The organism is Streptomyces sp. NBC_00354 (genome assembly GCF_036106915.1).
Lineage (GTDB): Bacteria > Actinomycetota > Actinomycetes > Streptomycetales > Streptomycetaceae > Streptomyces.
Window position 1 is genome coordinate 5,392,796 of the sequence record NZ_CP107983.1, and the last position, 13,615, is coordinate 5,406,410.

At 69.8% G+C, this 13,615-nt stretch carries 11 protein-coding genes; 1 reads left to right on the forward strand and 10 read right to left on the reverse strand.

All coding sequences use genetic code 11. The features are described 5' to 3' along the window. Positions 1-28: 28 nt before the first annotated feature. From glmS to OHT74_RS24720, 3 genes are all read right to left on the reverse strand, one after another. Positions 29-1,846 (reverse strand): glutamine--fructose-6-phosphate transaminase (isomerizing), encoded by a 1,818-nt coding sequence (glmS, locus tag OHT74_RS24710; RefSeq protein WP_266666824.1) that lies wholly within the window; start codon positions 1,844-1,846, stop codon positions 29-31. A 77-nt stretch (positions 1,847-1,923) separates the two neighbouring features. After that, a complete protein-coding gene (locus tag OHT74_RS24715; RefSeq protein WP_030008735.1) occupies positions 1,924-2,199 on the reverse strand; it encodes a hypothetical protein in 276 nt (91 codons plus the stop codon). A gap of 108 nt (positions 2,200-2,307) precedes the next feature. Further along, on the reverse strand, positions 2,308-3,213 hold the full coding sequence (locus tag OHT74_RS24720) for a DUF4429 domain-containing protein (RefSeq protein WP_328621417.1): 906 nt from the start codon (positions 3,211-3,213) through the stop codon (positions 2,308-2,310). 51 nt (positions 3,214-3,264) lie between these two features. Here OHT74_RS24720 and OHT74_RS24725 point away from each other — a divergent pair, with 51 nt between their 5' ends. Then, complete coding sequence (locus OHT74_RS24725; RefSeq protein ID WP_328621418.1) at positions 3,265-4,848, forward strand: beta-N-acetylhexosaminidase; 1,584 nt, start codon at positions 3,265-3,267, stop codon at positions 4,846-4,848. Positions 4,849-4,976: 128 nt separating this feature from the next. On the opposite strand, the gene OHT74_RS24730 is transcribed toward OHT74_RS24725, so the two are convergent. From OHT74_RS24730 to OHT74_RS24760, 7 genes are all read right to left on the reverse strand, one after another. Next, positions 4,977-6,761: an IucA/IucC family protein gene (locus tag OHT74_RS24730; RefSeq protein WP_328621419.1), complete on the reverse strand. Its 1,785-nt coding sequence runs from the start codon at positions 6,759-6,761 to the stop codon at positions 4,977-4,979. Beyond that, positions 6,758-7,342 (reverse strand): GNAT family N-acetyltransferase, encoded by a 585-nt coding sequence (locus OHT74_RS24735; protein WP_328621420.1) that lies wholly within the window; start codon positions 7,340-7,342, stop codon positions 6,758-6,760. Before OHT74_RS24735 ends, OHT74_RS24730 begins: the two co-directional genes overlap by 4 nt. Further along, a complete protein-coding gene (locus tag OHT74_RS24740) occupies positions 7,339-8,649 on the reverse strand; it encodes a lysine N(6)-hydroxylase/L-ornithine N(5)-oxygenase family protein (protein ID WP_328621421.1) in 1,311 nt (436 codons plus the stop codon). The genes OHT74_RS24735 and OHT74_RS24740 overlap by 4 nt, the downstream gene beginning before the upstream one ends. Continuing rightward, positions 8,633-10,114, reverse strand: a complete 1,482-nt coding sequence (locus OHT74_RS24745) for a pyridoxal phosphate-dependent decarboxylase family protein (protein ID WP_266666836.1) — start codon at positions 10,112-10,114, stop codon at positions 8,633-8,635. Before OHT74_RS24745 ends, OHT74_RS24740 begins: the two co-directional genes overlap by 17 nt. Positions 10,115-10,257: 143 nt before the next feature. Further along, positions 10,258-11,217, reverse strand: a complete 960-nt coding sequence (locus OHT74_RS24750) for a siderophore-interacting protein (protein ID WP_328621422.1) — start codon at positions 11,215-11,217, stop codon at positions 10,258-10,260. Positions 11,218-11,270: 53 nt separating this feature from the next. Then, entirely contained in the window at positions 11,271-12,317 is a 1,047-nt protein-coding gene (locus OHT74_RS24755; protein WP_266666840.1) for an ABC transporter substrate-binding protein, read from the reverse strand. Positions 12,318-12,453: 136 nt separating this feature from the next. Further along, positions 12,454-13,614, reverse strand: a complete 1,161-nt coding sequence (locus OHT74_RS24760; RefSeq protein ID WP_266666842.1) for an acyl-CoA dehydrogenase family protein — start codon at positions 13,612-13,614, stop codon at positions 12,454-12,456. Position 13,615: the final 1 nt, after the last annotated feature.

The following is a 13,615-nucleotide window of genomic DNA, read 5'->3' on the forward strand; positions in this document are numbered from 1 at the left end:
CGGGGGCCGTTCTGCGTGCTCGGTGCGACTACTCGACCGTGACCGACTTCGCCAGGTTGCGCGGCTTGTCGATGTCCCGGCCCAGGGCCAGGGCCGTGTGGTACGCCAGCAGCTGGAGCGGGATGCCCATCAGGATCGGGTCCAGCTCGTCCTCGTTCTTGGGCACGAGGATGGTGTGGTCGGCCTTCTCCTGCTCGCGGTGGGCGACCGCCAGGATCCGGCCGCTGCGGGCCTTGATCTCCTCCAGCGCCGCGCGGTTCTTCTCCAGCAGGTCGTCGTCCGGGACGATCGCGACCGTCGGCATCGCCGGCTCGATGAGCGCGAGCGGACCGTGCTTGAGCTCGGAGGCCGGGTAGGCCTCGGCGTGGATGTAGGAGATCTCCTTCAGCTTGAGGGAGGCCTCCAGGGCCACCGGGTAGCCGCGGACCCGGCCGATGAACATCATCGACTTGGCCTCGGCGTACTCGGCCGCCAGCTTCTTGATGTCCTCTTCGCCCTCGAGGATCTCCTGGATCTGCGCGGGCAGCTTGCGCAGGCCCTCGATGATCCGCTTGCCGTCGGTGACCGACAGGTCCCGGATCCGGCCCAGGTGCACGGCGAGCAGCGCGAAGGCCACGACCGTGTTGGTGAAGCACTTGGTGGAGACGACGCAGACCTCGGGACCGGCGTGCACGTACACGCCGCCGTCGGCCTCGCGGGCGATCGCGGAGCCCACCACGTTGACGACGCCGAGGACGCGGGCGCCCTTGCGCTTGAGCTCCTGCACGGCGGCCAGTACGTCGTACGTCTCACCGGACTGGGAGACGGCGATGTAGAGCGTGTCGGGGTCCACGACCGGGTTGCGGTAGCGGAACTCGGAGGCCGGCTCGGCGTCCGCGGGGATACGGGCCATGCTCTCGATGAGGCCGGCGCCGATCAGGCCCGCGTGGTACGAGGTGCCGCAGCCCAGGATCTTGACCCGGCGGATGCCGCGCGCCTCGCGCGGGTCCAGGTTCAGGCCGCCCAGGTGCACGGTGTTGAAGCGGTCGTCGATCCGGCCGCGCAGCACGCGGTCGACCGCGTCGGGCTGCTCGGAGATCTCCTTGTGCATGTACGTGTCGTGGCCGCCCATGTCGTACGAGGCGGCCTCCCACTCCACGGTCTCCGGCGTGGCCGTGGTGGTGGCGCCGCTGGTGGTGTAGGTGCGGAAGTCGTCGGCCTTGAGAGTGGCCATCTCGCCGTCGTCGAGGGTGACGACCTGGCGGGTGTGGGCGACGAGCGCGGCGACGTCCGAGGCGACGAACATCTCCTTCTCGCCGATGCCGAGGACGACCGGCGAGCCGTTGCGGGCCACGACGATGCGGTCGGCGAAGTCGGCGTGCATGACGGCGATGCCGTAGGTGCCCTCGATGGCCTTGACGGCCTCGCGGACCTTCTCCTCGAGGGTGTCGGCCTGGGAGCGGGCGACCAGGTGGACGATCACCTCGGTGTCGGTCTCCGAGACGAAGACGACGCCCTCGGACACCAGCTTGGCGCGGAGCTCGTCGGCGTTGTCGACGATGCCGTTGTGCACGACCGCGACCTTGCTCTCGGCGTCCAGGTGCGGGTGGGAGTTGATGTCGCTCGGCGCGCCGTGGGTGGCCCAGCGGGTGTGGGCGATACCGGTGGTGCCGGTGAAGCGCTTGGGTACCCGGGACTCCAGCTCGCGGACGCGACCCTTGGCCTTGACCACCTTGAGCGCGGGGGACTTCGGGCTGTTGACGACGATGCCCGCGGAGTCGTATCCGCGGTATTCCAGTCGCTGCAGGCCTTCCAGCAGCAGCGGTGCCACGTCACGCTTGCCGATGTAACCCACGATTCCGCACATAAAGTCTTGCCCCTCCTGAAGTTCGGTTGCTCTTGCCGCTGTTGTCGCCGCGCCCTGCCGTCGGCAGGCCCTGTTGCTCAGCCGTAGACGATGCGGCGCAGCTGCCGGAGCGAGAGCTCCGGCGGCGCCACGGCGCGGTGCGGCAGCTCGGCCGCGATCCGTTCGAAGATCTCCGCGTTGACCGCGCCACCGGACTGGAGCTCCCGGTGGCGGCGGCGCACGAATTCCTCGGTCGTCTCATCGAAGTACGCGAGGACGTCGAGCACCACCCGGGCGGCCTCGCCGCGCTGCAGCGCGGTGCTGCGCACCAGGTGGTCGACAAGATCGTCATGAGACGGGCGGCGGTCGAGCACTCGTAGATACTGACGGGCCGCGGCCGGGAACGCAAAGATCCTGCCCGGAATCGGGCAGGATCTATCTGGTCCAGACCAGCGGAATGCGTAAATCCGCTCACCAAGCGGTTAGAAACGACGCAAAATGGCCTGCTTGGCTGCGGCGAACTCCTCGGCCGTGAGGATGCCCCCCTGATGCAGATCGCCGAGCTCGCGCAGCCGGCGCAGCAGGGCGTCGTGGTCCTCGGGGGCCGTCGGCTCGGGGGCCGAGGCCGCGAGCTCCGGCACCGGCACCGCGGACCGGACCGTGGCGGCCTCGGCCGGCGCCGAGGCACCGCGGGGATGGGGCATCCGCACCGCCACGGCCGCTGCGACCAGTGCCATCAGCGGGTCCTTCTTGAAACCGAACAGCTCCACCGTGTACGGGTCGTACTTGGGCGCCGGAGCCGCCGGGGCGCCTGCCAGCGTGAACCGGATCCATCCGTTGTCCAGGCCCTTCGAGGGGGACCACTCCACCGTCCGCAGGTCCGCGAGCCGGAACTCGCGCGGTCCGCCGGAGCTCTTGGCCTCCTCCGTCGTCCAGTTCCAGTCCAGCGCCACCCGGTCCCCGTCGAAGGCCACCGTGCCGTCCCCCGCGGCCACCGTGATCGGCACGGCCGGCCCCGGTAGCAGGTACACGTCCGCCGGGCCGGGGTCCACCTGGTCCAGCAGCAGCGCATTGCGGACCTCGTCCACGAAATACTCCGCCACCCCCGTCCGGTCCGCCTCCACGGTCAGCCGGTACGGGTCGGAGGCCTCCGGCAGCCGCCCGCCCGTCACCTGGAGCAGCGGGTCGGCGCCGTCACGCAGCTTCAGCCTCAACCGGCCTGTCTTGCGGCCCGGTTCGTAGCTGACCCCGGCGAGCGCGGGCAGCGGTACGACCACTTCGCCCAGCGTCTGGCGCAGCAGCCCCACCCCCTTGTCGCGACCGGGCACGATACGCACCGCGTCCCCGTCGAAGGTCCATGTGCCGTCCTTCTGGATGATTTCCGCCATCCATCGATTCTCGCACCGGCCACAGCACGCCAGTTGGCCTATACCTGCCCTATGAGAGTCCTGCGACGCACGCTCGGCACCCTCCTCGTCCTCGGCGTGGCCGTCTCCTGCGCAACGTCCCCCGGCGCCGACGCCAGACCGGGGGACGAGCGCCCCGCCGTCCTCGCCCCCTACGAACAGCTCCTGCCGGCGCCCGCATCCGCACGCGCCGAAGGCCCCGGGTACGCCGTCGGGGCGGGCACGGTCATCCGTACCGGCGCGAGCGGCGGCGAGGAGGTCCGCCGGGTCGGCGAGCTCCTCGCGCAGCAGCTCCGGGGCCCCAGCGGGCTCCCGCTGCCGGTGGTCGACGGGGCCGACGGCGACGGGATCCGGCTGCGCCTGGACGGGGCGGCCGAGGGCGTCGGCGCCGAGGGGTACCGGCTGGAGTCCGGCCCGGGCGGGGTCACGCTGACCGCCCGGACCCCGGCGGGGCTCTTCCACGCGGGGCAGACGCTGCGGCAGCTGCTGCCGGTGGCCGGTCCGGGCACGGTGCCCGGCGGCGAGATCACCGACGCGCCCCGGTTCGCGTACCGGGGGGCCATGCTGGACATCGCCCGCCACCACTTCACGGCCGAGCAGGTCAAGGGGTACGTCGACCAGCTCGCCCAGTACAAGGTCAACACGCTGCACCTGCACCTGACCGACGACCAGGGCTGGCGGATCGCGATCGACTCCTGGCCCCGGCTGGCGGAGTACGGGGGCGGCAGCGAGGTCGGCGGCGGGCCGGGCGGGTACTGGACGAAGGACCAGTACCGCGACCTCGTGGCGTACGCGGCGGAGCGGTACGTGGACGTGGTCCCGGAGATCGACATGCCGGGGCACGTGAACGCGGCCCTGGCCTCGTACGCGGAGCTGAACTGCGACGGCAAGGCGCGCGAGCGCTACACCGGGATCAAGGTCGGCTTCAGCTCGCTGTGCGTCGGCAAGGAGCGGACGTACGAGTTCATCGACGAGGTGCTCGGCGAGCTGGCCGAACTGACCCCGGGCCGCTACCTGCACATCGGCGGCGACGAGGCGCTCTCGACTCCGGCGGCGGACTACGCGGCGTTCATGGACCGGGCCCAGGAGGTGGTGGGGCGCCACGGCAAGACGGTGGTGGCCTGGCACCAGCTGGCGACGGCCCGCCCGGCGCCGGGAGCGGTGCTCCAGTACTGGGGCCACGACAGGACCCCGGCCGCCGAGAAGTCGGCGGTGGCCACGGCGGCGAAGGCGGGCCACCCGCTGATCCTGTCGCCGGCGGACCGGCTGTACCTGGACATGAAGTACGACCTGACGACGAAGCCGGGACTGGCCTGGGCGGGCTTCGTCCCGGTGCGCAGGGCCTACGACTGGAACCCGGGGACGTACCTGGCCGCGGCCGGAGTCCCGGAGTCCGCGGTCCTCGGGGTCGAGGCGCCGTTGTGGACCGAGACGATCGCGACCCGGTCCGACCTGGAGTTCATGGCGTTCCCGCGGGTGCTGGGCCTCGCGGAACTGGGCTGGAGCCCGGGCCCGCGGAACTGGAGCGAGTACCGGCAGCGCGTGGCGGCCCAGGGCCCGAGGCTGGAGGCCCAGGACATCACGTACTACCGGGCCCCGGACGTCCCCTGGCCGTAGCCGGGAAAAGGGACTGCCCGAGGCGTGTCCGCGAAGAGGGCCGGTCAGGGCTTCGCGGACACACCTCGGGCAGGAGGGGCGGGCGCGCTGCCGAGGGACCGTATTCGGCAGCGCACCCACCCCCTTGATCACCGCCGCGATGCGTGAGGCGCGACGGGGTTCTTGAGGGTGCCGATCAGCTGGAGGGCGGCCGCCGGGTCGGCGAGGTCCACCATCTGCTTGTTGTTGCGCAGCTGGAGCCGGTTCAGGCAGGACAGCTGGAACTCCTCGGCGAACAGGTCGTACCGCTCGAAGCGCTCCGCGAGCTGCGGCATCGACTCCTGGTAGTCGTGTCCGCAGTCCGCGACAGCCTTCCAGAAGGTCTCCTCCTCGCAGATGCCCTCCGAGACCAGGATCGAGCCCAGGAAGCGGAAGAAGCAGTCGAAGACGTCCGTGAAGATCGACAGGAGCTTCATGTCCTCCGGGATGTCGGCCCTGACGCGCTCGACGGCAGGCGGGAGCACCGCGTCGGGGTCCATGACCACGATCTCCTCGGCGATGTCCTTGAAGATCGCCCGCTTCACCACGCCGTTCTCGATGACGAGGATGGTGTTCTCGCCGTGCGGCATGTACGCGAGGTCGTACTGGTAGAAGCAGTGCAGGAGCGGGAGGAGGTAGGCCTTCAGGTACGGCTTCAGCCACTGCGACGGGGTGAGGCCCGACTCCTCGATGAGCGCGCCGACGAAGGACTTGCCCTCGGAGTCGACATGCAGCAGGGAGGCCATCGTCGCCAGGCGCTCGCCTTCCCGGAGGTGGTTGACCGGGGACTCCCGCCACAGGGCGGCCAGCATCTTGCGGTACGGGGAGTAGCGGTCGGTGGCGCGCTCGTACTGGCGGTGGTGGTAGCCGATGGCCGCGCGCTCGCGGATGATCGAGAAGTCCACCGACTGCAGGACCTCGTCGCCCTCGATCAGCTGGTGCAGCCAGTCGTTGATCGCCGGGGTGGCCTCCATGTAGGCCGCCGACAGGCCGCGCATGAAGCCCATGTTGAGGACCGAGATGGCGGTCTTCACGTAGTGCTTCGTCGGCGTCGTGGTGTTGAAGAACGTACGGATCGACTGCTGGGCGAGGAACGCGTCCTCGCCCTCTCCGAGCAGCACCAGACGGCGGCACGCGATCTCGGCCGCGAAGGTGACCGTGGTCTTGTTCCACCACTGCCAGGGGTGGACCGGCAGGAAGTGGTAGTCCGCCGGGTCCAGGCCCATGGCGGACAGCCTGGCCTCGAACCCCGCGATGGCGGCCTCGCCCAGCTCGTCGCGCATGAACGAGTCGTGGTCCAGGCCGGCGCCGGCCGTGAAGGTGGAGACGTCCTTGCGGGCCGCCACCCACACCAGGTGGACGGGGCTCGCCGTCTCCGGGGCGTACGAGAGGTACTCGTGCACGCCGAAGCCGAGCCGGCCGTTGTTGGCGACGAAGCAGGGGTGGCCCTCGGTCATGCCGGTCTCGATGTCCTGGAAGGAGGACGTCGCCAGGACGGCGGCGGGGACCTGCGGCTTCGTGTACTTGAAGCCCGAGCCCGCCAGGGTGGAGGAGATCTCCTCCAGGTACACCGGCAGGACCTCGGGGCTGAGACCGAGGGCGTCCTTCAGCTCGATGTGGAAGTCGATCGCGTCCAGAGGCAGCTCGGCGCCGTCCCGGTGGCGGGTGACGGAGGCTTCGTCGACCGCCCAGTGGTCCAGGGCGTGGAGGGCCGCGGTGAAGCGGTACTCCACGGTGCCGTCGTCGCTCAGGACCGCGTACCTCGAGTCGCCGAGCGGCTTCGGGGTCAGCAGGCGCTCGTGCGAGAACTCCGCCAGGGCCTTGCGGACCAGTGCGCGGTTCGCGCGGGCCCACAGTTCGGGGGAGAGGTGCGAGATCGCGTCGGCGAGGCTCATATGGAGGCTCCCGTCAGGCCGGTGGCCGCCTCGAACTGCGCGCGGGTGCAGAAGCTCAGCAGGGCTTCCTTCTCCGGCTTGGTGACCTGCCGCTCCGATACGAAGCCGACGGCCTCGTTCAGGGCGTGCACGGCGGTGTTGGCGACGTCCGGCTCGACCACGACGCGCTCGGTCGCCGGGTCCGCGAACACGGCCGCCATCACGGTGGTGATGACCGCACGCGTGAAGCCGTGCAGCGGCCGGTCGCTCGGGGCGACCAGGAAGTGCATGCCGACGTCGCCGGGCCGGGCGTCGTACAGGCCGACCAGCTCCAGCTCGCTCGGGTCGTACGTCTCCATCAGGAAGGCCGGGCGGCCCTCGTGCAGGCCGATGAAGGCCTGGTGGTGCTCATGGGCGGCGATCCGCATGTACTCGCGCTCGACGTCCGGCAGCGAGGCGTCCTGCATCATCCAGAACGAGGCCTTCGGGTGGGTGACCCAGCCGTGCAGCAGCTCCGCGTCGGCGAAGGGATCCAGGGGCCTCACGGAGAAGGCCCCGAGGTCCCCGTCGACGCGGCTGTACAGGATTTCGGTGGTGCTCATGCGTGCGGGCCTTCCGGGGCGGCGAACTGCTGGAACGCGATGGACTTCTCGACCTTGTAGTACTCGCGGCCGAGGAGCTCTCCGATGATGTACGCGTTGCGGTATGCGGCCATTCCCAGGTCGGGCGCGGTGATGGAGTGGTTGTGGACCGTGCCGTTCTGCAGGAAGACCCCGCGGCCGGTCACGTCGATGCTGTAGTTGCGGGCCGCGTCGGGGCGGCCGTGGCCGTCGAAGGACAGGCGCTCGCGCACGGGGTTCAGGAACTCCGGGAGCGTGTACCTGTAGCCCGTCGCGAGGATCAGGCCCTCGGTGGCGAGGGAGAAGTCGCGCTCCTGCTCCTCCTGGCGCAGCCCCAGGGTGTACGTGCCCGTGGTGGTGTCGTATGCCGCGGAGTTCAGCGAGGTGTTGGTCAACAGGGTGGTCGGGACCGGGCCCGGCGAGGTGACCTTCTTCTGGTAGAGCATGTCGAAGATGGCGTTGATGAGCTCGCCGTCGATGCCCTTGAAGAGGTTCTTCTGCTGGTGCTCGAGCCGGTAGCGGGTCTCCTCGGGCAGCGCGTGGAAGTAGTCCACGTACTCCGGGGAGGTCATCTCCAGCGTCAGCTTCGTGTACTCCAGCGGGAAGAACCGCGGGGAGCGGGTCACCCAGTTGAGCTGGTAGCCGTACACGTCGATCTCGGCGAGCAGGTCGTAGTAGATCTCCGCCGCACTCTGGCCGGAGCCGACCAGCGTGATCGACTTCTTCTGCTGGAGCTCCGGCTTGTGTCGCATGTACGCGGAGTTGTGCGTGAAGTCGCCGCCGAGCCCGGCGCAGGCCTGCGGGACGAACGGCGGGGTGCCGGTTCCCAGGACCAGGCGGCGGGCCAGGTGGGTTTCGCCGCGGTCGGTGTGGACCTCGTACAGGCCGGCCTGCTCGTCGTACGTGACCTCCGTGACGGAGGTGGAGTACTGCACGTTGTCGAGGCGGTCGGCGGCCCAGCGGCAGTAGTCGTTGTACTCGGTCCGCAGCGGGTAGAAGTTCTCCCGGATGTAGAAGGAGTACAGCCGGTCCTTGTCCTTCAGGTAGTTCAGGAAGGAGAAGGGCGAGGTCGGGTCGGCCAGCGTGACCAGGTCCGACATGAACGGCGTCTGCAGGTGCGCACCGTCCAGGAACATCCCGGCGTGCCACTCGAAGTGCGGCTTCGTCTCGATGAAGAGGCCGTCGAGCTCGTCGATCGGAGCGGTCAGGCAGGCGAGTCCCAGGTTGAAGGGACCGAGGCCGATACCGATGAAGTCGAGCGGCCGGCGGGGCTCACGAGGCGTGGACAAGGGATTCTCCCAGGTACTGCTCGGCGTGGGACGCGAGAAGGTCGAGGACGGCCGCGATGTCGGCCGTCGTGGTCTGCGGGTTGAGGAGGGTGAACTTCAGGTACTGGTCGCCGTCCACCTTGGTGCCGGCGACGACCGCCTCGCCGGAGGCGAACAGCGCCTTGCGGGCGTGCAGGTTGGCCTCGTCGACGAGGTCCTTGCGGACGTCGCCGGAGGGCACATAGCGGAAGACCAGGGTGGAGATCCGGGGCTTGACGACGACCTCGAAGCGCGGGTCGGCGTCGATGATGTCCCAGCCGGCGGCGGCCAGGTCGATGACCTCGTCGAAGAGCGAGCCGAGACCGTCGGCGCCCATGGTGCGCAGGGTCATCCAGAGCTTGAGCGCGTCGAAGCGGCGCGTGGTCTGGATGGACTTGTCGACCTGGTTCGGAATCTGCTCCTCCGCCATGCGGCGGGGGTTGAGGTAGTCCGCGTGGTACGTGGCGTGCTTGAGGGTGTCGCGGTCGCGGACCAGCATCGCGCTGGAACTGACCGGCTGGAAGAACGACTTGTGGTAGTCGACCGTGACCGAGTCGGCCAGTTCGATGCCGTCGAGCAGGTGCCGCCGGGTGGGGGAGATCAGCAGTCCGCAGCCGTACGCGGCGTCCACGTGCATCCACGCGGAGTGCTCGGCGGCCAGGCGGGCGATCTCGGGGAGCGGGTCGATGGACCCGAAGTCGGTGGTGCCGGCGGTGGCGACGACGGCCATCGGGAACAGGCCCTCGGCGGCGCAGTTCTCCAGCTCGAGGGCGAGCACGGAGGTGTCCATGCGGCGGCCCCGGTCGACGGGGACGGCGATGACGGCCTCGTAGCCGAGCCCGAGCATGGCGGCCGACTTCTTGACGCTGAAGTGGCTGGCCTCGGAGGTGAAGATGCGCAGCTTGGGCAGGACCTGGGACTTCGGGAGCGTCCGCTCGCTGCTCTGCATGACCTTGCGGCAGGCCTCGTCGCGGGCCAGCAGCAGCGCGTGGAAGTTGGACTGGCTGCCGCCGGAGGTGAAGATGCCGTCCGCGTCCGGGCCGAGACCGATGCGCTGCGCGGTCCAGTCGATGAGGCGGCGCTCGATGAGCGTGCCGCCTATGGACTGGTCCCAGGTGTCCAGGGAGGAGTTGACGGCCGAGAGGACGGCCTCGCCGAGGACGGCGGGGATGACGACAGGGCAGTTGAGATGGCCCAGGTAGCGCGGGTGGTGGAAGTACACCGCGTCGCGCAGGTAGACCTCTTCCAGCTCGTCGAGGACGGCGGCCGGGTCTTCGAGGGGCCGGTCCAGGTCTATCCCGTTGATGACCGGGGCGAGTTCATCGACGGATATACCGGTGTGCGGCCGCTCGGTGGTCGCGAGTTTGGCAGCGATGCGCTCGACGCCTTCGGTGACGGCACGCCGGTACAGGTCCGCGGTCGTCTCATTCAGCAGATGCGAGCGCATCAACGTTCCTCCGGGCAGGGAAAGAGGCGGGTGGGGAAGGCGATTATTAGGTTAGCCTAACCTAATCTTTCGGCCAAATAGCGATGGGCCCCGGCCGGAAGCCGGGGCCCATCGCTGAAGAGGGTTGGGGAGAGCGGGAGTTGCTACAGCTCGGACGTGGGTTCCTCGCTGGCCGCCTGGCCCGCGTACGCCTCGGCGAGGAGTTCCTCCTCGCTCGCGCCGAGCCGCCAGTAACCGGTGAAACGCACCGCACGCCGGTCGATGGAACGTTCCTGTACGACATGCCGGCGGACCGCCCGAATCGTGCCGGCCTCGCCCGCGAGCCAGGCGTACGGAGCTTCGGCGACCGGCAGTTCGGCCGCCCGGAGTGCCTCCAGCACGCGCTCGGTGCGCTCCTTGCCCGCGCCGCTCTCCCGCACGATCCAGGTGATGTCCGCGTCGGCGAGCGTCGGCAGGACGAGCCGGTCGGCGGCGTGCGGGACCTCGAACCACGCGGCGACCCGGGTCCCGGCGGGGAGCCGGTCCAGGATCGCGGCGGCCGCGGGGAGCGCCGTCTCGTCCGCGTACATGAGCAGCGCGTCGGTGCCGGCCGGCGGCTGGAACCGTACGGACTTGTTCTCCACGACGGCCGGGCCGATCGCCATGATCCGGCGGCCGGTGACCGCCCGCCCGGCCCAGTACGAGGCCGGAGCCGTGACATCAGCCGCTGCCGCGGCGGGGTCCCCGTGGAGCACGAAGTCGATGTCGACCTCGTCGGCGCCCTCGGGCGTACGGCGCTGCTCGCGCACGGTGTACGACCGCATCACCGGCCGCTCCTCGTCCGGCATTCCGCGCCAGGCCGCGAACCAGGTGTCCTCGTCCGTGGACGGGAGCAGGGTGTGCTGCTGGTGGGCGGGCGGCAGGAAGAGCGAGAGGCTCTGGTCGTAGCCGCCCGAGCGGAAGCCCGAGAGGGATTCCCCGCCGAACGTGACCCGCAGGAACGAGTGCCCGAGCCGGCGCGTGCGCAGCACTTCGAGTGCGAAGAACCGGAAGTGGGCGGCGGCCGGGGCGGTGTCGGATGCGGTGGCGTCGGACACCATGGCGTCGGGTGCGGTGGCGGTCATGCGGAGAGTCCCCCCTCGTCAGTGGAAACGGCGCCTGGTCGGGGCGCCGAGGGTCAGCCGACCTTCTTGGCGTTCTGGATGGACTTCGCGAGGTCCTCGAGGATCTGGGCGCACTTGTCGTACGAGTAGATCGGCTCGGTCACGCGCGGGGCGACCTGGCCGGCCTTGACGGCGGGCAGCTCGGCCCAGGTCGGCTTGGCCTTCAGCTCCTCCGGCTGCAGGGTGCCGGTGCGGTTGTCGAGCAGGACCAGGTCGGCCTTGTACTTGCCGGCGTTCTCCCAGCTGAGGCTCTCGAAGAAGCCGCCCGCGTCCAGCTTGCCCTGCTCCGGGGTGACGAACTCGACGCCGAGGGTCTCGAAGTACTTCAGGTCGGCCGAGGTCTTCGGGGTGGAGACGTAGAACAGGGCGTCGGAGCCGGAGCCGACGAGCACCTTGATGCCCGGGTTGGCCTTGGTGGCCTCGCGGACCTTGGTGGCGGCCGACTCGAAGCGGGCCTTGGCGTCGGCGGTCTTCTTGGTGTTCAGGTCGGCGCCCAGGGACTTGGCGAGGTCGGCCGTGCGCTCCAGCGCCTTGTCGAGGGAGGCGTCGCCGCCCACGCCGATCGCGGCGGCCGGGGCCAGCTTCAGGATCTTGTCCTTGGAGGCCTCCGGGACGAACCAGTAGCTGCCGTCCCAGGTGTTGGTGACCAGCAGCTCGGGCTGCAGGGCCGCGTACTTCTCGACGTTGAACTCGTCGTAGACGTTGCCGAGGATCTCGACCTTGGAGATGTCCATCGAGCCGGCCATCGTGTCGGCCTTGCCGTCGGCGGTCCTGGTCGGGCCGAAGACGCCCTTGACCTGGATGCCGTAGTCGTAGAGCGCGGCGGCGGTGCCGGTGTAGGCCACGATGTTCTTCGGCTTGGCCTTGAGGCCGATGTCCTTGCCGAGGTCGTCCTTGAAGGTCCAGGCGCCCGAGGTCGCAGCGCCCTTGTCCTTGTCGCCCGCCCCGCTCTTCGCCGAGTCGGAGCCGCCGCATGCAGTGAGGGCCGCGACGAGGCCGAGGGCGCCGCCGGCGGCGATGAGACCGCGGCGGGAGAGGTAGGAGGTACGGGACTTGGGCATGTCGATGTCCGCTTTCGTGCGCGCCGGGCGGCCACTGGGCCGTTCGGAGGGAAGGTTAGCCTAACCTTGGCCGAAAACGGTAAGGGGGCCCTAAGTTTCCTCAGGGCCCCCTCGTGCGTACTGCGATCTGCGGTGCCTAGCCGGCGAAGCCCAGCTCACGGGCGATGAGCATGCGCTGCACCTCGCTGGTGCCCTCGCCGATCTCCAGGATCTTGGAATCCCGCCACATGCGCGCCACCGGGTACTCGTTCATGAACCCGTAGCCGCCGTGGATCTGGGTGGCCTCACGCGCGTTGTCGACGGCGACCGTCGAGGAGTACAGCTTCGCGATCGCCGCCTCCTTCTTGAACGGCTCCCCGGCCACGAGGCGGGAGGCCGCGTCACGCCAGCCGATCCGCGCCATGTGGGCGCGCATCTCCATGTCCGCCAGCTTGAACTGGATGGCCTGGTTGTCGCCGATGGGCCGGCCGAACGCCTTGCGCTCCTTCGCGTACTTCACCGACTCGTCCACGCAGCCCTGCGCGAGGCCCGTGGCGAGCGCCGAGATCGCGATGCGGCCCTCGTCGAGGATCCGCAGGAACTGGGCGTAGCCGCGGCCCTCCTGGCCGACCAGGTTGGCCAGCGGCACCCGTACGTTGTCGAACGCCAGCTCGCGGGTGTCCGACGCGTTCCAGCCGACCTTGGAGTACGGGGCGGCCACCGTGAAGCCGGGGGTGCCGGACGGGACGATGATCGAGGAGATCTCCGGGCGGCCGTCCGCCTTGCGGCTGGTCACGGCGGTGACGGTGACCAGACCGGTGATGTCCGTACCGGAGTTGGTGATGAAGCACTTCGAGCCGTTGATGACCCACTCGTCGCCGTCCTTGACGGCCGTCGTCCGGGTACCGCCGGCGTCGGAGCCGCCGTCCGGCTCCGTCAGGCCGAAGGCGCCGAGCACCTCGCCGGCGCACATCTTCGGCAGCCACTGCTGCTTCTGCTCCTCGGTACCGAAGAGGTAGAGGGGCATGGCGCCCAGCGAGACGCCCGCCTCCAGGGTGATGGCGACCGAGGAATCGACGCGGGCCAGCTCCTCCAGGGCGATGCCGAGGGCGAGGTAGTCGCCGCCCATGCCGCCGTACTCCTCCGGGAAGGGCAGGCCGAACAGGCCCATGCGGCCCATCTCGCGGACGATCTCGTACGGGAACTCGTGCCGCTCGTACAGGTCGCCGATCTTGGGGGCGATGACGTCGTGCGCGAACGCCTCGACGGTACGGCGGAGTTCCTCGTGCTCGGGGGTGAGCCGGTGGTCGAGGGGCATG